17 protein-coding genes are annotated in these 19849 nt (G+C 72.7%); 9 read left to right on the plus strand and 8 right to left on the minus strand.

Features of this window, described 5'->3' with window-relative positions; genetic code table 11:
• Window positions 1-483: AraC family ligand binding domain-containing protein (locus ADY59_RS38075; RefSeq protein ID WP_197094055.1), on the minus strand; the 483-nt coding region annotated here is incomplete at its 3' end.
• A 317-nt stretch (window positions 484-800) separates the two neighbouring features.
• Between ADY59_RS38075 and ADY59_RS38080 the strand changes: the two genes are divergently transcribed.
• From ADY59_RS38080 to ADY59_RS38115, 8 genes are read left to right on the plus strand one after another with little or no spacing between them, the layout of a single operon-like run.
• The gene (locus ADY59_RS38080) at window positions 801-1784 is read left to right on the plus strand and encodes a TOMM precursor leader peptide-binding protein (RefSeq protein ID WP_049573217.1); all 984 of its coding nucleotides are present in this window, start codon (window positions 801-803) and stop codon (window positions 1782-1784) included.
• Window positions 1781-2887 (plus strand): hypothetical protein, encoded by a 1107-nt coding sequence (locus ADY59_RS38085; RefSeq protein WP_049573220.1) that lies wholly within the window; start codon window positions 1781-1783, stop codon window positions 2885-2887. The genes ADY59_RS38080 and ADY59_RS38085 overlap by 4 nt, the downstream gene beginning before the upstream one ends.
• 36 nt (window positions 2888-2923) lie before the next feature.
• The gene (locus ADY59_RS38090; RefSeq protein WP_049573222.1) at window positions 2924-4111 is read left to right on the plus strand and encodes an MFS transporter; all 1188 of its coding nucleotides are present in this window, start codon (window positions 2924-2926) and stop codon (window positions 4109-4111) included.
• Window positions 4112-4116: 5 nt separating this feature from the next.
• Window positions 4117-7785, plus strand: coding sequence for a nitrate reductase subunit alpha (locus ADY59_RS38095; RefSeq protein ID WP_049573249.1), 3669 nt, complete (start codon window positions 4117-4119; stop codon window positions 7783-7785).
• A complete protein-coding gene (narH, locus tag ADY59_RS38100) occupies window positions 7785-9431 on the plus strand; it encodes a nitrate reductase subunit beta (RefSeq protein WP_049573225.1) in 1647 nt (548 codons plus the stop codon). The genes ADY59_RS38095 and narH overlap by 1 nt, the downstream gene beginning before the upstream one ends.
• Window positions 9428-10024, plus strand: coding sequence for a nitrate reductase molybdenum cofactor assembly chaperone (narJ, locus tag ADY59_RS38105; protein ID WP_231619089.1), 597 nt, complete (start codon window positions 9428-9430; stop codon window positions 10022-10024). Before narH ends, narJ begins: the two co-directional genes overlap by 4 nt.
• Window positions 10021-10743: a respiratory nitrate reductase subunit gamma gene (gene narI / locus ADY59_RS38110; RefSeq protein WP_049573228.1), complete on the plus strand. Its 723-nt coding sequence runs from the start codon at window positions 10021-10023 to the stop codon at window positions 10741-10743. Before narJ ends, narI begins: the two co-directional genes overlap by 4 nt.
• Before the next feature lie 10 nt (window positions 10744-10753).
• Window positions 10754-11497: a uridine kinase gene (locus tag ADY59_RS38115; RefSeq protein WP_049573231.1), complete on the plus strand. Its 744-nt coding sequence runs from the start codon at window positions 10754-10756 to the stop codon at window positions 11495-11497.
• Here the strand turns inward: ADY59_RS38115 and ADY59_RS38120 are convergent.
• The gene (locus ADY59_RS38120) at window positions 11469-12125 is read right to left on the minus strand and encodes a helix-turn-helix domain-containing protein (RefSeq protein ID WP_049573234.1); all 657 of its coding nucleotides are present in this window, start codon (window positions 12123-12125) and stop codon (window positions 11469-11471) included. The two genes, ADY59_RS38115 and ADY59_RS38120, sit on opposite strands and share 29 nt — an antisense overlap.
• A gap of 70 nt (window positions 12126-12195) precedes the next feature.
• On the opposite strand from ADY59_RS38120, the gene ADY59_RS38125 reads away from it, so the two are divergent.
• On the plus strand, window positions 12196-13224 hold the full coding sequence (locus tag ADY59_RS38125; RefSeq protein WP_049573235.1) for a DUF4037 domain-containing protein: 1029 nt from the start codon (window positions 12196-12198) through the stop codon (window positions 13222-13224).
• A 55-nt stretch (window positions 13225-13279) separates the two neighbouring features.
• Here the strand turns inward: ADY59_RS38125 and ADY59_RS38130 are convergent, their stop codons facing one another.
• Genes ADY59_RS38130 through ADY59_RS38155 form a run of 6 tightly spaced genes read right to left on the minus strand, consistent with a single transcriptional unit; the run spans window position 13280 to window position 19659 of the window.
• A complete protein-coding gene (locus ADY59_RS38130; protein WP_049573236.1) occupies window positions 13280-14236 on the minus strand; it encodes an endonuclease/exonuclease/phosphatase family protein in 957 nt (318 codons plus the stop codon).
• 24 nt (window positions 14237-14260) lie between these two features.
• Window positions 14261-15502, minus strand: coding sequence for a Gfo/Idh/MocA family protein (locus ADY59_RS38135; protein WP_049573238.1), 1242 nt, complete (start codon window positions 15500-15502; stop codon window positions 14261-14263).
• A 10-nt stretch (window positions 15503-15512) separates the two neighbouring features.
• Window positions 15513-16679, minus strand: coding sequence for an ROK family transcriptional regulator (locus tag ADY59_RS38140; RefSeq protein WP_049573240.1), 1167 nt, complete (start codon window positions 16677-16679; stop codon window positions 15513-15515).
• A gap of 48 nt (window positions 16680-16727) precedes the next feature.
• On the minus strand, window positions 16728-17546 hold the full coding sequence (locus ADY59_RS38145) for a carbohydrate ABC transporter permease (protein WP_049573242.1): 819 nt from the start codon (window positions 17544-17546) through the stop codon (window positions 16728-16730).
• Window positions 17543-18397, minus strand: coding sequence for a carbohydrate ABC transporter permease (locus ADY59_RS38150; protein ID WP_049573244.1), 855 nt, complete (start codon window positions 18395-18397; stop codon window positions 17543-17545). Before ADY59_RS38150 ends, ADY59_RS38145 begins: the two co-directional genes overlap by 4 nt.
• Window positions 18394-19659 (minus strand): extracellular solute-binding protein, encoded by a 1266-nt coding sequence (locus ADY59_RS38155; protein ID WP_049573245.1) that lies wholly within the window; start codon window positions 19657-19659, stop codon window positions 18394-18396. The genes ADY59_RS38150 and ADY59_RS38155 overlap by 4 nt, the downstream gene beginning before the upstream one ends.
• Window positions 19660-19849: the final 190 nt, after the last annotated feature.

Below are 19849 nucleotides of genomic sequence, written 5' to 3' on the forward strand. Positions count from 1 at the left end.
GGGGCCGGAGTAGGCGGTGAGCAGGCGGGCCAGCAGCAGGTGGAGCGCGGTGTCGGCGGTGAGCGGGTCCCCGGTTTCGGCGGCGCGGTGGGCGGCGACGACGAGCGCGGCCATGCGGGCGTCGGTGACCACCGGGCGGGCGAAGGACGGCGTCGCGCGGAGGCCGGCGGGTCCTGCCAGTTCGGCGGCGGCGGCCGTGAGCTGGCCCGTGCTCGGGTAGAGGACGCGGTACGTCCAGCCGTCCGGCGTGAGGGCGTGGCCGGTGTGCACGACGCCGGGGTCGATGAGCACGACCTCCTCCACACCCGCGTGGGCGACGCCGCCGGGCAGGTGGATCGCCTCGGCGCCGGCTTCCACGGCGCCGAGGGCGAAGGTGTCGTGGCTGTGGCGGCTGAAGCGGTGCCCGACGTAGCGGGCCCGCATGAGGTCGAGGCCGCCCATGCCCGGATGGCGCCAGTAGCGCACCTTCTCCCCGGCGCTCATGGTTGACGATTCTCTCATCAGAATAGTGGCTTTTGTCAAACAAGGAAAAAAAGTCATTGGGTCTATCGAATCGCCCCTATTTTTCTTACGATCACATCGGCCAATCACGATCGACGAAGGGATCGCCGATGACGATTGAGATCAGGAAGGTCGAAGAAGTGGAGACGACAGGCAACAGCAACAGTTGCTGACCGTCCGCGGGGCCTCCGTCGCGGGAGGAGGCCCCGCACCTCAGCGCTCCGGGAGCCGCATTGACAAGGGTTCAGGTGAATCCGGCTTTTCCACTTTTTGTTGATGATGTCAATAATAGAGTCAGGTTGGGAGACTTTCCGCCGACCGGGCAGATCCTCGAACCCGCTCCGGCGCCGCTGCGCCGGCTCATCCGCCTGTGCGCGCGTGAGCCCGTGGCGCGCGGCGAGTTGCACGCGCTGATCCCCGAGGTGACGCCGGGCGAGATCGACGCGGCCGTGGACAGGCTGATCGAGGCGCGGGTGCTGGTGACCGAGGACGATCTCGGCGCGCTGGCCGCCGACGCCAGGCTGGGCCGGTTCGGGCTGTTCCTGGCGATGTTCCACCCGGCGGGGCGGGCCGCGGCGGCGCTCGGCGACCTGGAGCGGGCGCACGTGGCCGTGCTCGGCGCCGGGGCGATCGGCGCGGGCGTCGCCCTGCACCTGGCGACCTCGGGCGTGGGCCGCCTGACGCTGCTCGACGACGACCGGGTGGAGCTCGGCAACCTGCACCGCCAGCACCTCTACACGATGGACGACCTGGGCGCGGCCAAGACGGACGCCGCCGCCCGCGCGCTGCGCCTGCGCTGCCCCGGCGTCGGGATCACGCCGGTCGGGCGGCGCATCACCGGCCCCGGCGACGTGCCCACGGACGCCGACCTGGTGGTCAACACCGTCGACACCCCGCAGCCGCACATCCGCCGCTGGGTCAACGCCGCCTGCGTCGCGGCGGGCGTGCCGTTCGTCACCGGCGGCTTCAACCAGCACACCGGGCTGGCCGGGCCGCTCGTGATCCCCGGCGAGACCGGCTGCCTGACGTGCCAGGAACGCGCCCTGGCCGCCCGCTACGGCGCCGCCGAGCTGCCCGTCAGCGACAACGAGGGCCGGGCAGCGCCGTCGTTCGGGCCGCTGTGCGGGATCGTGGCCGGGATGCTCGCCTCGGAGGTGATCCGCCACCTGACCGGCACCGGACCGCCCGCGCTGCGGGGCCGGGCGGTGTGGCTGGACCTGCTGACGCTGGCCACCACCACGCGGGCCTACGAACGCGACGCCGGGTGCGAGGTCTGCGGGTGAGGACGGACCTGTCGTTCCTCAGCGTCGTCGCCGACGGCCCCGACGACTACGTGATCGGCAACGGTGAGACGTTCGTGCACGTGCCGGGCGTGGCGGCGGCCGTGGTCGCGGCGCTCGACGGCACCAGGACCGCCGCCGAGGCGCGCGCCCGGGTGCTGGCCGAGCGCGGCGTCGACGTGGACGTGGAGGCGTTCGTCACCGGCCTGGACGGCGCCGGGCTGCTGCGCCGCCCGCACCGCCCGCCCAACCTGTGGGACCGGATCAGGCCGGGGCACGTGGCGTGGTTCTTCTCCCGCCCGGCCGACGCCGCGCTGCTGCTGCTGACCGGATCCGCGCTGGCCGCCGCCGTCGCCCGGCCCGGCGTGCTGCCGAGCCCGGCGACGCTGGTGTGGGCCGACAGCCTCGCCTTCACGCTGGCGTTCGCGGCGGGCTCGTGGCTCCTCGTGCTGGTGCACGAGCTGGGCCACATCGCCGCCGCCCGCTCGCTGGGCGTGCGGGCGGAGCTGTCGCTGGGCACCCGGATGCAGTTCCTGGTCGTGCAGACCCGGATCACCGGCGTGTGGGCGGTGCCCAGGCGGGCCCGCTACCGCGCCCACCTGGCGGGGATGCGGGTCGACTGGCTGCTGGCGTGCGCCTGCGCGTGCGTCCTGTACGTGGCCGGGCCGTCCGGGTCGCCGGTGGCGCGGCTGATCATGGTCATCTGCCTCGCGCAGATCGCCTGGCAGTTCCTGTTCTTCATGCGCACCGACGTGTACTACGCCGTCGCCAACGCCACCGGGGACAAGAACCTGATGGCCGACGCCCGGGCGTACCTGCGCGGGCGGCGGGGCGGGGCACGGCGCGCCGGGGCACGGCGCAGCGTGCGGGTGTACGCGTGGTTCCTGGTGGTGGGGCGGGCACTCGGGCTGGCCTTCTTCGCCGGCTACACCGTGCCCGTCACGGTGGCGATCTGCCGCCGGTCGCTGGAGGAACTGGCCGGGCCCGGCGGGTGGCGGCCCGTCGCCGCGCTCGCCGTCGTGGCGGCCGGCTGGCTGCTCTACCTGGGCATACTCCTCAGGCGTCGCACCGGCACCACGTCTATCGGGGCGAATTCGGGGGAGTAACGCCAGGTAGTCCCTTGCGGAGCCTGGAGGTCGTCCATGCCCGGCACGTCCACGACGAGCCGCGTCGCCATGCTGGTGCTGGCGACGGTCGCGTTCGCGGTCAACTTCTGGGCGTGGGGACTGCTCAGCCCGCTCGGCTCGGTCTACGAGAAGCAGCTGAGGCTGACCGCGTTCGAGGTGTCGGTGCTGGTGGCGGTGCCCGTCATCGTCGGCTCGCTGGGCCGGATCCCGCTGGGCGCGCTGACCGACCGCTACGGCGGCCGGCTCGTCTTCGGCGTCACCACGCTGCTCGGCATCGTCCCGGTGGTGTTCCTGGCGTTCGCCGGAAGCTATCCGGCGCTGCTGATCGGCGGTTTCATCCTGGGCCTGACCGGGGCGACGTTCGCGATCGGGGTGCCGTTCGTCAACGCCTGGTTCCCGCCGGAGCGGCGCGGCCTGGCGCTGGGCGTGTTCGGCGCGGGCAACATCGGCACCGCGATCTCCGGGTTCGCCACGCCGTGGCTGGCGCAGCGGTTCGGCCACCAGGTGCCGTTCTGGACGGTCGCGGTGGCGCTCGCCGTCATCGGCGTGATCATGCTGGTGGCCGGGCGGGACGCGCCGGGCACCGCACCCGCGACCGAGCCGTTCGGCCGCCGCTTCCTGGCCGCCGCGCGGCTGCGCGTCACCCGGGAACTCGCCGGGATGTACGCGCTGACGTTCGGCGGCTTCGTCGCGTTCGGCGTCTACCTGCCGCTGTACCTGGAGAGCGTCTACCACCTGGCGGTCGCCGACGCCGCCGCGCGCAGCGCCGGGTTCGTGGTGCTGTCCACGATCGCCAGGCCGGCCGGCGGCTGGCTGGCCGACCGGCTGGGCGGGGAGCGGGTGCTCGGCTGGGCGCTGGCCGTCGTGGTGGTGTGCGCGGTCGTGGTGTCGTTCGCGCCGGGCATGCCGGTGGCCACGGCGGGATTCCTGGTGATGGCGGCGGCGCTCGGGCTGGGCAACGGCGCGGTGTTCGCCGTGCTCGGAAGGGCCGTGCCCGCCGCCATGGTGGGCAGCGCCACCGGGGTCGTGGGCGCCGCCGGCGGGCTGGGCGGGTTCCTGCCGCCGATCGTCATGGGCCTGATCTACCAGGCCACCGGCTCGTACTCGATCGGGCTGATGCTGCTGGCGGCGGTGGCGTGCGGCGCGTTCGTCTACTGCTGGTTCGTGCTGCGCCCGCGGGCGCGTGCTGACGGGAAGGTGTGATCGGCATGTCCGGCATCGACGGGCCGCTCAGCGACGTGCTGCTGCGGCTGGGCCGCTACCTGCGGCCGGGCGAGGTCTCGGCCGACCTGCGGACGCTGCACCAGGTCGGCGGCCGGCAGGGTGACGCGTTCTACCGGGACCGGTGGAGCCACGACAAGGTGGTGCGCTCCACGCACGGCGTGAACTGCACCGGTTCGTGCTCGTGGAAGGTGTACGTCAAGGACGGCGTGATCACCTGGGAGGCGCAGCAGACCGACTACCCGAGCGTGGGCGGCGACCGGCCGGAGTACGAGCCGCGCGGCTGCCCGCGCGGCGCCGCCTTCTCCTGGTACACCTACTCGCCGACGCGGGTGCGTTACCCGTACGCGCGCGGCGTCCTGGTGAGCCTGTACCGGGAGGCGAAGAAGCGGCTCGGCGACCCGGTCGCCGCCTGGGCCGAGATCACCACGGATCCCGACAAGAGGCGCAGGTACCAGTCGGCCCGGGGCAAGGGCGGCCTGGTCCGCGTCACCTGGGAGGAGGCCACCGAGATCGTCGCGGCCGCGCACGTGCACACGATCAAGACGTACGGGCCGGACCGGGTGGCGGGCTTCTCCCCGATCCCGGCCATGTCGATGGCCTCGCACGCGGTCGGCGCCCGGTTCGTCTCGCTGATCGGCGGCGCGATGCTGTCGTTCTACGACTGGTACGCCGACCTGCCGGTGGCCTCGCCGCAGGTGTTCGGCGACCAGACCGACGTGCCGGAGTCGGCCGACTGGTGGGACGCCTCCTACCTGATGCTGTGGGGCTCCAACGTGCCCGTCACCCGCACCCCGGACGCCCACTACATGGCCGAGGCCCGCTACCGGGGCCAGAAGGTCGTCGTGCTGTCGCCCGACTACAGTGACGCGGCCAAGTTCGCCGACGAGTGGCTGGCCCCGAACCCCGGCACCGACGGGGCGCTGGCCATGGCGATGGGGCACGTGATCCTCAAGGAGTTCTTCACCGACCGAATCACGCCCGTCTTCGACCATTACGTCAAGCGCTTCACCGATCTGCCCTTCCTGGTGTGCCTGCGTGAGCGCGAGCCGGGCCGGTACGTGCCGGACAAGTTCCTCACCGCCGCCGATCTGGGCCGGGACGAGAGGGAGGCGGCGTTCACCACCGCCGTGTGGGACGAGCGCACCGGCGGCCCGGCCCTGCCCAACGGCTCGCTCGGCTTCCGCTACTCCGAGAGCGGCGCGGGCCGCTGGAACCTGGACCTGGGCGACCTCGACCCCGCGCTCACCTTTTACGAAGGCGGCGAGCCGGTCACGGTCGCGCTGCCGCGCTTCGACGGCGGCGGCGGCGGCGGTGACGATGATGGCGGCGGCGTGCTGGAGCGCGGCGTGCCGGCCCGGCGGATCGGCGGCCACCTCGTCACCACCGTCCACGACCTGCTGCTCGCCCAGTACGGGGTGGCGCGCGACGGCCTGCCGGGCCGCTGGCCGTCGGGCTACGACGACGCCGCCGAGCCGTACACGCCGGCCTGGCAGGAGCCGATCACCGGCGTGCCGGCGGCGAAGGCGGCGCGGATCGCGCGCGAGTTCGCCCGCAACGCCGAGGAGTCCGGCGGCCGATCGATGATCATCATGGGCGCGGGGGCGAACCACTGGTTCCACGCCGACACCATCTACCGCTCCTTCCTGGCCCTGACGACGCTGACCGGCTGCCAGGGCGTCAACGGCGGCGGCTGGGCGCACTACGTCGGCCAGGAGAAGTGCCGCCCGCTGACCGGCTGGGCGCTCCTGGCCTCGGCGCAGGACTGGTCCAGGCCGCCCCGGCAGATGATCGGCACCGCGTACTTCTACCTGAACACCGGCCAGTGGCGCTACGACACCTTCAGCGCCGACGTGGTGTCCTCGCCGCTGGGCGGCGGCGCGTTCGCCGGCAGGTCGACCGCCGACCTGATCGCCGCCTCGGCGCGGATGGGCTGGATGCCGTCCTGCCCGACGTTCGGCCGCAACCCGCTCGACCTGGCGGACGAGGCCGCCGCCGCCGGGCGGGAGCCGGGCGCGTACATCGCCGAGCAGGTCGCGACCGGCCGGCTCCGCTTCGCCTGCGAGGACCCCGACGCGCCGGAGAACTGGCCGCGCGTGCTGACCGTGTGGCGGGCCAACGTGCTCGGCTCCTCGGCCAAGGGCGACGAGTACTTCCTGCGCCACCTGCTCGGCGCCGACTCCTCGCTGCGCGCCGAGGAGGCCGGGCCCGGCCTGCGGCCCCGCGACGTCACCTGGCGGGAGGAGCCGCCGCAGGGCAAGCTCGACCTGCTGCTGACACTGGACTTCCGGATGACGTCCACCACGCTGTTCTCCGACGTGGTGCTGCCGTCGGCCACCTGGTACGAGAAGCACGACCTGTCGAGCACCGACATGCACCCGTTCGTGCACGCCTTCACCCCGGCCATCGACCCGCCGTGGCAGACCCGTACGGACTTCGCGGCCTTCCACGCGATCGCCGAGACGTTCAGCGAGCTCGCGGGCCGGCACCTGGGCACGCGCACGGACCTGGTGGCGGCGCCGCTGCTGCACGACACGCCCGACGAGCTGGCCACCCCGCACGGCCGGGTGCGCGACTGGCGCGTCAGCGGCGACGTGCCCACGCCCGGCATCGACTTCCCCAAGATCGTCGAGGTGCGGCGCGACTACGGCTCGATCGCCGCCAGGCTGGGCGCGCTCGGCCCGCTCGCCGAGAAGCTCGGCGCCGCCACCAAGGGCATCACGTTCGACCTGTCGCAGGAGGTGGAGGAACTGCGCCGGGCCAACGGCGCCACACCGTCCGGCAGGCCGTCGCTGGCCACCGACGCGCACCTGTGCGAGGCGATCCTGGCGCTGTCGGGCACCACCAACGGACGGCTGGCGGCGCAGGGGTTCGCCACGCTGGCCCGGCGCACCGGGACGTCGTTCGACGGGCTGGCCGAGGAGCACCGGCGCATCCGGTTCGCCGACACGCAGGCCAGGCCGGTGGCGGTGATCACCTCGCCGGAGTGGTCGGGCAGCGAGACCGGCGGCCGCCGCTACTCGGCCTTCACCCTCAACGTCGAGCACCGCAAGCCCTGGCACACGCTCACCGGCCGCCAGCACTTCTACCTCGACCACGACTGGATCCAGGAGGCCGGCGAGACGCTGCCGGTCTACCGGCCGCCGCTCGACCTGACCGCGATGTTCGGCGAGCCCCGGCCCGGCGAGCAGGGCGAGCAAGGCATCACGGTGCGCTACCTGACCCCGCACTCCAAATGGTCCATCCACTCCGAGTACCAGGACAACCTGCTCATGCTGACGCTGTCGCGCGGCGGGCCGACGATCTGGATGAGCCCCGCCGACGCCGCCAGGGCGGGCATCGCCGACAACGACTGGATCGAGGCGGTCAACCGCAACGGCGTCGTCGTGGCGCGCGCCATCGTCTCGCACCGCATGCCGCAGGGCACCGTGTACATGTACCACGCCCAGGAACGGGTCGTGGACGTGCCCAAGAGCGAGATCTCCGGGCGGCGCGGCGGCATCCACAACTCGCTCACCCGCCTGCTCGTCAAGCCGACCCACCTGATCGGCGGCTACGCCCAGCTGTCGTTCGCGTTCAACTACCTCGGGCCCACCGGCAACCAGCGCGACGAGGTCACCGTCATCCGCCGCCGCTCCCAGGAGGTCGACTACTGATGAGGGTCATGGGCCAGCTCGCCATGGTCATGAACCTGGACAAGTGCATCGGCTGCCACACCTGCTCGGTCACCTGCAAACAGGCGTGGACCAACCGGGCGGGCACCGAGTACGTGTGGTTCAACAATGTCGAGACCCGTCCGGGCCAGGGGTACCCGCGCACCTACCAGGACCAGGAGAAGTGGAAGGGCGGCTGGGAGCTCGACGCGCGCGGCCGGCTGCGCCTGCGGGCCGGCGGCCGGCTGAAGAAGCTGCTCACCATCTTCGCCAACCCGCTCATGCCCTCCATCCAGGACTACTACGAGCCGTGGACCTACGACTACGACCGGCTCTTCTCCGCCCCCGCCACCCAGGACACCCCCGTGGCCCGCCCCACCTCGCTCATCACCGGCGAACCCACGAAGATCACGTGGAGCGCGAACTGGGACGACGACCTCGGCGGAGCCCCGGCACTGACCGCCGCCGACCCGGTGCTGCGCAAGGTGTCGGACGAGGTCAAGCTCGACTTCGAGCGGGCGTTCATGTTCTACCTGCCGCGCATCTGCGAGCACTGCCTGAACCCCTCCTGCGTGGCCTCCTGCCCGTCCGGCGCCCTCTACAAGCGCTCCGAGGACGGCATCGTGCTCGTCGACCAGGACCGCTGCCGCGGCTGGCGCATGTGCGTGACGGGCTGCCCGTACAAGAAGGTGTACTTCAACCACCGCACCGGCAAGGCCGAGAAGTGCACGTTCTGCTATCCGAGGGTCGAGGTCGGCATCCCGACCGTGTGCTCGGAGACGTGCGTGGGCCGGCTGCGCTACATCGGCCTGATCCTCTACGACGCCGACCGGGTGGAGGAGGCCGCGTGCGTGCCGGACGACCGGGACCTGTTCGAGGCGCAGAAGGGGGTGCTGCTCGACCCGGCCGACCCGGAGGTGATCGCGGGCGCGCGCGCCGCCGGCATCCCCGAGGACTGGCTGGAGGCGGCCCGCCGCTCACCCGTCCACCAGCTGATCTTCGAGTACGAGGTCGCGCTGCCGCTGCATCCCGAATACCGCACGATGCCGATGGTCTGGTACATCCCGCCGCTGTCGCCCGTCGTCGACGCGCTGTCGGGCACCGGGCACGACGGCGAGGACGCCGGCAACCTGTTCGGCGCCATCGAGGCGCTGCGCATCCCGATCGGCTACCTGGCCGAGCTGTTCACCGCAGGCGATCCCGAGCCGGTCCGCGGCGTGCTGCGCCGCCTGGCCGCCATGCGTTCCTACATGCGCCGGCTCAACCTCGGCCAGGAGGCCGACGAGTCCATCGCCGGGGCGGTCGGCATGACGGGCGAGCAGGTCGAGCGGATGCACCGCCTGCTGGCCCTGGCCCCCTACGACGAGCGGTACGTGATCCCCGCCGCGCACGCCGAGCAGGGCGCCCAGCTGGAGGAGCTCGGCTGCAGCCTCGACTACGAGGGCGGCCCCGGCATGAACGGCCCCTTCGGCGAGGCGTCCGGCGCGCCCGCCCCCGTCGCCGTGGAGAACTTCCATGCGCTCAGGCAGCGCCAGTCGGGTGACGACCTCGACCGCGCCGACGAGCTGCACGGCCGCGTCAACCTGCTCAACTGGGACGGCAAGGGCACGCCCGACGGCCTGTTCCCGCGCCGGGAGGAGAAGCCGTGATCGAGCGAGCCGTCCACCTGACCGCCTCCGTCCTGCTCAGCTACCCCGACGAGCGGCTCGCCGAGGCGCTGCCGCTGCTCACCGAGACCGTGCGCGGCCTGCCCCGCGGCGAGCCGGCCCGGCGGCTGCGCGCCTTCCTCGACCACGCCGCCGCCACCCCGCTCGGCGACCTGGCCGAGCACTACGTGGCCACCTTCGACCTCAAGCGCCGCTGCTCGCCCTACCTGACGTACTACGCCTACGGCGACACCCGCAGGCGCGGCATGGCGCTGCTGCGGTTCAAGCAGGCCTTCCGCGAGGCCGGCTTCGAACCCGGCACCGAGGAACTGCCCGACCACCTGGCCGTCGTCTGCGAGCTGTCGGCGCGCGGCGCCACCGCCCAGGCGGTCCGGCTCATGCGCGAGCACCGCGCGGGCCTCGACCTGCTGCTGGAGGCACTGCGCGCCGAAGGGTCGCCGTACGCGGACGTGGTCGCCGCCGTGCGCGCCACGCTGCCGCCGACCACCGCCCGCGACCGCGCCGCCGCCCTGCGGCTGGCCGAGGAGGGCCCGCCCGCCGAGGAAGTCGGCTTCTTCTCCGGAGGACTGGGATGAACGCGCTCGACCTGCTCCTGTGGGTGATCGCCCCGTACGTGGCGCTGACCGTCTTCGTGCTCGGGCACGTGTGGCGCTACCGCTACGACAAGTTCGGCTGGACCACGCGCTCGTCCCAGCTGTACGAGTCGCGGCTGCTGCGCGTCGGCAGCCCGCTGTTCCACTTCGGCATCCTCGTCGTCATCCTCGGCCACGTCGGCGGCCTGGTCATCCCGAAGGCGTGGACCGAGGCGGCCGGCATCGGCGAGCACGCCTACCACGTGACCGCCGTCGTGCTCGGCACCATCGCCGGCGCGTGCACCCTGGCGGGCCTGGCCATCCTGCTGTACCGCCGCCGCACCGTCGGCCCCGTCTTCACCGCCACCACCCGCAACGACAAGCTCATGTACGCCGTCCTGACCCTGGTCATCGTGCTGGGCCTGGCCGCGACCGTCGCCGCGAACGTGCTGGAGGGCGGCTACGACTACCGGGCGACCGTCTCGCCCTGGTTCCGGTCGATCTTCTACCTGCGGCCGGCGGGCGAGCTCATGGCCGCAGCGCCGATCCTGTTCCAGGCGCACGCGTTCAGCGCGCTCGTGCTGTTCACCATCTGGCCGTTCACCCGGCTGGTGCACATGCTGACCGCGCCGGTCGGCTACCTGACGCGGCCCTACATCGTCTACCGCAGCCGCGGCCCGCGCCCCGGAGCCCCCGGCCGGACGCCGACCGGCCGTCGGTAGGCTGCCGGGCATGCAGCCCGTACAGCACCCCGTTCATCACTCGGTCTCGACCTGGCAGCAGCCGCTTCCCGCCCCGGCCTCGCCCGGGCGTGCCGCGCTCGTGCGTGACCTGGCCGCCCGCGTCCTGGCGCTGGGCGGCGGCCGCCTGCTGGTGGGCATCGACGGGCTCACCGCCGCCGGCAAGACGAGCCTCGGCCACGAGCTCGCCGAGGCGATCAGCCTGGCCGGCCGGCCCGTCCTGCGGGCCACGCTGGACGACTTCAAGAAGCCGTGGAAGGACCGCCACCTGTACGACCGCGAGTCGGGGGAGGGCTACTACCGCAACGCCTACGACTACGACCGGCTCAAGCGGCTCCTGCTCGACCCCGTCCGCGACCCGTCCGCGACCTCCTGCGCGCTGTGCGCCGTCGACCCGCTCACCCAGGAGGACCACTCGGCGACCACGGCGCCGCTCGCCCCCGGCAGCGTCCTCGTCGTCGACGGCGTGTTCGCCTTCCGCCCCGAGATCGACGCCTACTGGGACTACCGGCTGTGGCTCGACGTGGACGCCGAGCTGTCCATCCGGCGCGGCGCCGCCCGCGACCAGAACTGGGCCGGCTCCGGCGCCGAGGCCGTCCACCGCGACCGCTACCTGGTCGCGGCCCGCCTCTACCTGGCCGAGGCCGACCCGGTGCCCCGCATGGACGCGGTCGTCGACAACCGCGACTTCGCCCGCCCCCGCCTCGTCACAGACCGTGGATACGCCGCCCCGTGATCTGGTGCGGCACGATGCGGATGTAGAGCTGCCGGTCGCCGCCCACCCACGGGGTGACGTCGGAGCCGGTCAGCCCGGCCGCCTCGTCCGGCGGCACGTGGTGGAACGGGCCCTGCGCCAGCACGCTCCAGCCCTCCCGCTGCGCCTCGTCGATCCGGTCCACCTCGAAACCCACCACGATCTCCACGCCCCGCACCCCGGTGCGCAGATCCTTGTCCATCGCGCCGCCGTAGGCGGTGCGGAACACGATCGCGCCGTCGTGCAGCCGGTAGTTGACCGGCAGCACCGTCGGGCCGTGCGAGCCGTCGAACGCCACCCGCCCGATGCCGCCCGGCCCGATCAGGCGCAGGCACTCCTCCCGGTCCAGCACCTCCACGTGCGGCGACTGCGCCGCCGGCCCGCCGCCGGGCGGCCTGTCGGCGGTGCCGCCGAGCAGGTCCTCGGCCGTGGTGCCGAGGGCCGTCGCCAGGCGTGACACGGCGTCGGCGCTCGGATTGCCGGGATTCTCCTCCAGATACTGCAGGTAGCCCGGTGACATGGCCGCCCGCCCGGCCACCTGCTCACGCGACAGCCCGAGCCGCTCGCGGTGATACGTGATGCGACGGCCGAGATCACCCGTGCCTGTCATGTCGTCCCCCTTCGCCCCCCTTGGAGACGCTACCCAGGTCAAACGGGCCCACGCGGTAAGGTGCCGGACGATGACCGACTTCCGCCCCGGCCTCGCGCTGGCCCGCTCCTTCTACGCCGGCGCCGTCGCGCCGCTCGTGCCCGTTCCGCACGCCGCCTGCCTGCTCGGTGAGGGCTCGGAGGTGCTCGGCTACGACGGCGAGCGCTCCACCGACCACGAGTGGGGGCCGCGCGCCCAGGTGTTCGTCGCCGCCGCCGACGTCGAGCCCGTGCGGCGGGCCGTCGCGGCCGGGCTGCCGGCCGAGCACGACGGGCATCCGACGTCCTGGTTCTCCCTGGCCGCCGGCGCCGTCACCCACCACGTCGAGATCACCACCTTCGACGCGTGGATCCGCGACCGGCTCGGCCTCGACCCGCGCGACGGCCTCGGCCCCGCCGACTGGCTCGGCCTGCCGCAGCAGCGGCTGCTGCACGTCACCCGGGGCGAGGTGTTCCGCGACGACCCCGGTGAGCTCACCCGGGTGCGTGACCTGCTCGCGTGGTATCCCGCCGATGTGTGGCGGTGGCTGATCGCCTCCCAGTGGCACCTGATCCACAACACCCAGCCGCTGCTCGGCCGCACCGCCGAAGCGGGCGACGCGCGCGGCGGACGCCTGCTGGCCGCCCGGCTGAGCGAGCTCGTCATGGAGATGTGCTTCCTGCAGGAGCGCCGCTACCGGCCCTACGCCAAGTGGTTCGGCACCGCGTTCGCCGAGCTGGAGGCCGCCGCCACGATCGGGCCGCTGCTCGACGGGGGCCGGCTGGCCGAGGCGCTGACGGAGCTCGGCCGCCGGCACAACGACCTGGGTGTCAGCGCCCCGGTCGAGCCCGCGCCCGGCCACTTCAAGGTCGGGGTGAACGACGCGGTCCGCCCGTACCTGGTCCTCAACAGCGAGGACTTCCACGCCGCCACCGTCGCCGCGATCACCGACCCGGCGCTGCGCGGCCTGGTCACCGTCGGCGGCATCGACCAGCTCACCCACGCCGACGACGCGCTGGTCAACTTCACCCCCTGGCCGTACCGCCTCACCGGCCTCTACCGGGACCTGCTCGGCGGCTAGCCGGGCGCCCGCCCCATGACGCGGGCGGGCTGGGCCACGGGGACGGCGGCGGGGGTCAGTGTTCCCAGGCGGCGGCGCCGCGCAGGAGGTGGTGGTCGGACATGCCCGGGGTGCAGGCCGCCGCGTCACCGCGGACGGTGGTGAACCAGTAGTAGCTCAGGAAGATGTAGTCGATCTTCCCGGGCGTGCCGACCTTGGGCGAGCAGACGGGCTCGGCGGTCGCCTCGCCACTGCGGCAACGGTCCAGGCTCCGGCCGCAGGTGCCGCCGAAGAAGTCCTTGTCGTTCTCGTCCACCTCCTGGAACACCCCGTAACCGCCGTTGTGGTCGTAGAGCGGGTCGAGGGCGGCGTCCGTGGGCAGGACGTTGAAGTCGCCGCCCAGCACGACGGGGTCGCCCTCCGAGGCGAAAGCCCGGGTGATGGAGGCGACGCGCTCCACCTGGAGCTTGGCGGTCGCCGGGTGGTGGTCGACGTGCGTGGTGCAGGCCCGGACCATCCGCCCGGTCACCGAGGCCCTGGCGCACAACATGATCCGGTTCTCCACCGGTTCGGCCTCGGGAAGGGCGTGGACGGAGCGGGAGCCGTTGTTGATCGTTCCCACGCCGCCCTTGGCGAAGATCACCACGCCGAAGCGGTGGTCCGTACCCCATCGGGAGCACCCCGCGGTGGAGGGGCTCGCGGGCAGGGCCGCGGCCCAGACGGAGTCGTAGCTGGGCTTGCCGGCCCGGTTCTGGAGGTGGTCGCGCAGGAGCGTCCACTGGTTGTAGCAGACCTCCTGGAGCATCACGAGGTCGGCGCCCCAGTGGTCGATGGCCTTGACGACCTGATCGCGCCAGGCGGTCCTGGAGTCGCCGTAGATGTCGGCGCACTGGCTCGCGGCGCCGCAGACGTTGTAGGACAGGAAACGCGGCCGCGGCCAGTCGGCGGCGTCGGGGGTGTCGGCGGTCGCGGGGGCGGGTCCGGAGACGAGGACCAGGGCTAACAGGAGGAGGGTGGCGAACGCTGCCCGCATCGGCGAGCTCCTTTCGTGTCGGCGTCACTCCACAGTGACGACCCGGTCGGTGAGCCTGGCTCGTTCGGCGGCGAAGACGGCGCGGTGGGAGGCCAGGGATTCGGCGGGCCCCGAGCGGATGAGGTCGCGATCGCCGGTGGCGACGGCGGCGACGAACGCCGCCATGAGCCGCTCGTCGCCGCCCGCGTGGCCGCCGCCCGCCGTGGCGTCCCCGGTCGCGGTCACCGGGACGGCCGATGAGCCGCCCGTGCGGAAGTCCTGGACCCGCACGCTCACGCCGTCGCACGCCAGCTCACCGTGCGTCCCGAAGATCGTGGTACGGCGATGCCCGCCGGTGGTGAACGCGGTCATGGTGAAGGTCCCGGTCGCGCCGCCGTCGAACTCCATGGCGACGACCTGGTGGTCCACCACGTCGTTGTCGCAGTCGTAGACGCACCTGCCGTACTGGCCGTGCCGGAGCGCGCTGGTGAGCGCCTCCTCGGTGAAGGCCGGCGTGACCACGCTCAGCGGCCACTCGTGCCGTCCGGCGCGGAGCCTGTCGAAGTAGAGGCGCTTGGCCGAGTACGGGCAGTCCGGCTCGACGGCGCAGTCGAGGCATCGCGCGGCGGCCCCCGCCGGACGGTTCTCGGGGCGGAAGTGCTTGAGCCCGCCGAAGCTGGAGACCCGGCGGATGCGCCGGCCGACGACGTACTGGAGCCAGTCGAGGTCGTGCGAGGACTTGGCCAGCAGCATGAAGGTGGAGCGGTCGGTCCGGCGCCAGTTGCCGCGCACGTAGGAGTGCGCCTGGTGCCAGAAGCCCACCGGTTCGAGGTGCTGGACGGACACGATCTCCCCGATCCGCCCGGACTCCAGCACGGAACGGACGGCATCGGTGTAGGGCGCGTACCGCAGCACGTGACACACCGCGAAGATCGTCCCGGCTCGCTCCACGGCCGCGACGATGTCCCGGCACTCGGCCTCGGTCGGCGCCAGCGGCTTCTCCACCAGGATGTGGTAGCCGAGCCCGGCCAGCGCGACGGCCGGGCCCGCGTGCTCGCCGTCCTGGGTCGCGATCACGACCGCGTCGGCGATGCGGCCCGCGTCCACCAGGTGCCGCCAGTCGCTGAAGACGCGCGCGCCGCTCTCCCCGGCCAGCGGGAGCGCCCGGTCCGCCGACGGGTCGGCGACGGCCACGACCCGCGCCCGGTCCGGATGCGCCAGCGCCCACCGGGCGTACCCGGTGCCGCGGTCCCCGGCTCCGACGATGGCCAACGACACAGGTGACATGCTGCTCCGCTCAGGCATTCAGGTTGTCCAGCAGGGAACTCTCGACGGTGTCCAGGGCCGTCCTGAGGGCTCCGGCGGTCACGGCCCGGTCGCCCAGCAGGGATACCTTCAGCTGCGGCGGCAGTGAGGTCATCTGCGGCAGCCTGCGCCGGATCGGCTCGGCGATCTGCTCGCCGGCGGCGGCCACGCCGCCGCCGATGACGATCAGTTCCGGGTTGAGGAGCAGGGCCAGCGTGCCGACCGCCCTGGCCATGCGGGCGAGGATCTCCTCCAGGACCTGCTGGGCCTCGACGTCGCCGTCCCGGGCCGCGGCCAGCAGGAGCGCGGCGTCGCCGGTCAGGTCGTGGCCGTGCTCGCGGAGCCGGGCCACGACCTCCTTGCCGATGTTGCCGGCCAGCGCCCCGATGCCCTCGGCGCCGGGCGTGTGCTCCAGCAGGCTGAGGAAGGCCATTTCGCCCGCGCCCCCGTCGTGGCCGCGGAAGACCTGGCCGCCCGAGACGATCCCCGCGCCCAGCCGTTCACCGGCCAGCACGTAGATGACGTCCTGGCTGGCCGCGGCCACGCCGCGCCACCGCTCGCCGACGACGGCGAGGTTGGCGTCGTTGTCGGCCAGGACGGGCGCGCCGAAGGAGCGGCCCAGCTCGGTGCGGAGGTTCAGCCCCGTCCACTCCGGCAGGACGTCGCAGGCCAGCACCACGCCGGTCCGGGGATCGACGACGCCGGGCGTGGCCGTGCACGCCGCCAGCACGGCCGGCCGTTCGACCCCGGCCAGCTTGAGCGCGGCCCGGACGGCCTTGCGCACCCCGTCGAGCCGGGCCCTGCGGCCGAGCTCCTGCCCGAGCGGCCGCACCTCGGTGGACAGCACGGTCCCCCGCAGGTCGGCCACCGAGACCATGCACTTGTGCACGCCGATGTCGATGCCGACGACGTGCCCCCGGTCCGCCTTCAGCCGTACGAGCCGGGCGGGCCGGCCCCGCCGTCCGGGAGTGTCGTCCTCCGTCTCGGTGATCAGGCCGACGCGCCGCAGGTCCTCGATCACCGCGTCGACCGTCGGCCTGGACAGGCCCGCCGCGTCGGCCAGCTCGCTGAGCCGGATCAGATCGACCTCCCGCAGCACGTCGAGCACCGATTCGGCGTTCAGCCTGCGGAGCAGGGGAGCGGTCGCGGAAGAGGTCATGGGGCTGCCCTCGGGAGGAATCGGAGAAGGTCGATGTGAGGCACCAGATCACCCCTTCACGGCGCCGGAGGTGAGCCCGGCGACGATGCGGCGCTGGCTGAGCAGGACAAGGATTACCACGGGCACCGTCACCATCAGGGCGGCCGCGGCGATCGCGCCGTACGGCTGCTGGAACTCCGAGTCGCCGGTGAAGAAGGCCAGCGCGGCGGGGACCGTACGGGACGCCTCCGTCGAGGTGAGCGAGATCGCGAAGAGGAACTCGCCCCAGCAGGCCAGGAAGGTGAGCAGGAAGGTGGTGACGACGCCGGGGGCCGCGACGGGCAGGATCACCCGGACCAGCGCCTGAAGCCTGGTGGCCCCGTCCATCTGCGCGGACTCCTCCAGATCCCACGGGATGGTGCGGAAGAAGGCGGTCATCAGCCAGATCGCCAGCGGCAGCGAGAACGACACGTACGGGATGATGAGCCCGAGCCAGGTGTCGAACAGCCCGAGGTCCGTCCAGAGCGTGAACAGCGGGCCGACCAGGGCGATCGCCGGGAACATGGTCAGGCCCAGGGCGACGCCGAGCACCAGCCGGTTCCCCCGGAAGCGGAGGCGGGCGACCGCGTAGGCCGCGAGGACGGCGACGATCATCGAGGCGGTTGTGGCGAGCAGCGAGATGCCCACGGAGTTGCCCAGCGCGGTGGTGAACACCGGCTTGGTGAACAGCCCGGTGTAGTTGTCCAGCGTGGGGGAGCTGGGCAGGAACCGGCCGTCGTGCTGCGAGGTGGGCGGTTTGAGCGACAGGCTGACGACCCACACCAGCGGGCCCAGTGTCCAGACCGCGACCGTGCCGGTGACCAGGAGGTCGACGATTCTGCGCCTCATCGCGCGCCTCCCAGCTCGGACCGGAACGCCCGGACGAACCCGCTCGCGATCAGCGCGACGCAGGCGAACAGCAGTACCGACACGGCCGAGCCGAGGCCCACCTCCAGATCCCTGATCAGGAACCGGTAGCTCAGGAACGACAGCGTCTCCGTGCCGACCGCGCCCTGCGTCTGGATGTAGACCGTGTCGAAGATCCGGAAGGCGTCCAGCGTGCGGAAGAGCAGGGCGACCATGATGGCCGGACGTACACAGGGGACGGTCACCCGCCAGAAGCGCTGCCAGGCCCCCGCCCCGTCCACCTTGGCCGCCTCGTACACCTCGCCGGGCACGGTGACCAGCCCGGCCAGCAGCATCAGCGCCATGAACGGAGTCGTCTTCCACACCTCGGTCAGCACGATCACCGTGTAGGCCGACCAGGTCTCGCCGAGCCAGTTGAAGTCGCCGCCGACGAAGCCCACCGACGGCTGGAAGGCGAAGCGGAAGGCGAACGCGGACACCACCGTCAGCACCGCGTACGGCACGAGCACGACCGTCCGCAGGAGTCGCCTGCCCCACAGGACCTTGTGCATGGCCAGCGCCAGGGCGAAGCCCAGCACGAACTCGGCGGCCACGCCGGTCACCGTCAGGACGATCGTCGAGGTGAGGTCCTGCCACCACGCCTGGCTCGTGAGGATGTCGCCGTAGTTGCCCAGTCCCGCGAACGCCCGCTCGTCCGGGGCGCTCAGCGAGTAGCGCTCCAGCGACAGCCACGCCGTCCGCAGGACCGGCACGACGGTCACCGCCGACATGAGCAGCAGCGCCGGGCCGGCCATCAGCCAGCCCAGCCGCCGCTCGGTGCGCGCTCGGTTCACTGACTCACTGCCTCGGAGAGCGCCGTGCCGGCCTTGGCCGCGCTTTCCCGCGTCACGGAGGCGGGCGGGTGGAAGGCCGTCTGGATCGCCGTGGACAGGGCGTTGTACTTGCGGACCATCGGGCGCGGCGCCGCGTCGGCGATCGAGTCGCGCATGACGTCGGCGAACGGGAACTTCGCCCGCACGTCGGCGTCGTCGTAGACCGACGCGCGGGCGGCCGGGATGCCGGCTTCCATCATGAACGCCTTCTGCGACTGCGCGGAGGTCAGGCAGGCGAGGGCGGTGAAGGCGGTCTCGCGCCGGCTCTCGGGCGTGCCGGCGCCGACGGCGATGTTGGAGCCGCCCAGCGGGGGAGCGCTGGGCAGGCCGGGCGTGACCCTCGGGTAGCGGGCCCAGCCGTAGTCGTCGAAGACCTTCTTGAACGCCGGCTCCTTCGCCGCCCGCTCGGCGGCGGCGGCGTAGACGTAGCCCCAGTTCGTCATGAACGACGCCTCGCCCTGCTCGAACGCCGCCCGCATGGTCTCCTCGTCGAGCGTGCTCAGGCCCTTCAGCGCCGCCGGGCCGGTGGCCAGCGAGCTGATGACGGCCGCCGCCGCCCGCCCGGCCTCGCTGTCGAGGCCGGGCTTGCCCTGCGCGTCGACGATCTGGCCGCCCGCCGAGGCGATGAGCGCGTTGATGAAGACGGTGTAGCCCTCGTAGCGGTTGCCGGGGGTGGCGACGACGCGCTCTCCCTCGGGCAGGCCGCCGGCCGCCTTGATCAGTTGCTCCCACGTCAGTTCGCCCTTGACCGGGTCGATGCCCGCCTGCTGGGCGCGCGACCTGCGGTACCAGAGCAGTTGCGAGCCGGACAGCAGCGGCGCCGCGTAGACCTTGCCCTCCCACGTCGCCGACTTGAGCGCGCCGCCCAGTGTGCCCGCCGACACCGTCGCGGCGGTGGGGGCGGGCAGGGGCAGGATCCAGCCGGCCTCGGCGAACTCCGCCGTCCAGACCACGTCCATGGTGATCAGGTTCACCGAGCGGTCCTTCGCCGACAGCCGCCGGACGAGCTGCTCGCGCTGCTTGTCGGAGCCCTCGGGGAGGGTCTCGACCTTGATCGTGTACTTGCCGTCGCGGGTGCAGGCGGCCACGGCGGACCGGGTGGGCTTCTCGGCGTTGGGGCCCTGCCACCAGGTGAGCGCGACGGGGCCCTCGCTCTCGGCGGCGCACGCGGCGAGCGGCAGGACGGTCAGCGCGGCCACGGCCAGGCGAAGCAGGTTCTGCATGAGGATCCTCGGGGGGCGGTGATTATTTAAGCTATATTTATTAAGTGTCTCTGAAGAATAAGCAAGCGGGGTGCCACCGTCAAGGCACGCCCGCCCGACGAAGGACGCAGATGCCCCCCAGAACCCTGACGACCCTGGTCGCCGCCCTCGCCCTCGCGCTTCCCGCCCCCGCCCGCGCCGCCGCCACCAC

The organism is Nonomuraea sp. SBT364, from assembly GCF_001083785.1.
In the GTDB taxonomy this organism is placed as follows: Bacteria; Actinomycetota; Actinomycetes; order Streptosporangiales; family Streptosporangiaceae; genus Nonomuraea.

What these genes read in the sequence shown, in the direction of transcription:
- ADY59_RS38115 (WP_049573231.1), top strand. Translation starts at nt 10,754, where the DNA reads ATGCAGCCCGTACAGCACCCCGTTCATCACTCGGTCTCGACCTGGCAG.
- ADY59_RS38095 (WP_049573249.1), top strand. Translation starts at nt 4,117, where the DNA reads ATGTCCGGCATCGACGGGCCGCTCAGCGACGTGCTGCTGCGGCTGGGC.
- ADY59_RS38125 (WP_049573235.1), top strand. Translation starts at nt 12,196, where the DNA reads ATGACCGACTTCCGCCCCGGCCTCGCGCTGGCCCGCTCCTTCTACGCC.
- ADY59_RS38120 (WP_049573234.1), bottom strand. Translation starts at nt 12,125, where the DNA reads ATGACAGGCACGGGTGATCTCGGCCGTCGCATCACGTATCACCGCGAG.
- ADY59_RS38155 (WP_049573245.1), bottom strand. Translation starts at nt 19,659, where the DNA reads ATGCAGAACCTGCTTCGCCTGGCCGTGGCCGCGCTGACCGTCCTGCCG.
- ADY59_RS38090 (WP_049573222.1), top strand. Translation starts at nt 2,924, where the DNA reads ATGCCCGGCACGTCCACGACGAGCCGCGTCGCCATGCTGGTGCTGGCG.
- ADY59_RS38130 (WP_049573236.1), bottom strand. Translation starts at nt 14,236, where the DNA reads ATGCGGGCAGCGTTCGCCACCCTCCTCCTGTTAGCCCTGGTCCTCGTC.
- narH (WP_049573225.1), top strand. Translation starts at nt 7,785, where the DNA reads ATGAGGGTCATGGGCCAGCTCGCCATGGTCATGAACCTGGACAAGTGC.
- ADY59_RS38145 (WP_049573242.1), bottom strand. Translation starts at nt 17,546, where the DNA reads ATGAGGCGCAGAATCGTCGACCTCCTGGTCACCGGCACGGTCGCGGTC.
- ADY59_RS38135 (WP_049573238.1), bottom strand. Translation starts at nt 15,502, where the DNA reads ATGTCACCTGTGTCGTTGGCCATCGTCGGAGCCGGGGACCGCGGCACC.
- ADY59_RS38140 (WP_049573240.1), bottom strand. Translation starts at nt 16,679, where the DNA reads ATGACCTCTTCCGCGACCGCTCCCCTGCTCCGCAGGCTGAACGCCGAA.
- narI (WP_049573228.1), top strand. Translation starts at nt 10,021, where the DNA reads ATGAACGCGCTCGACCTGCTCCTGTGGGTGATCGCCCCGTACGTGGCG.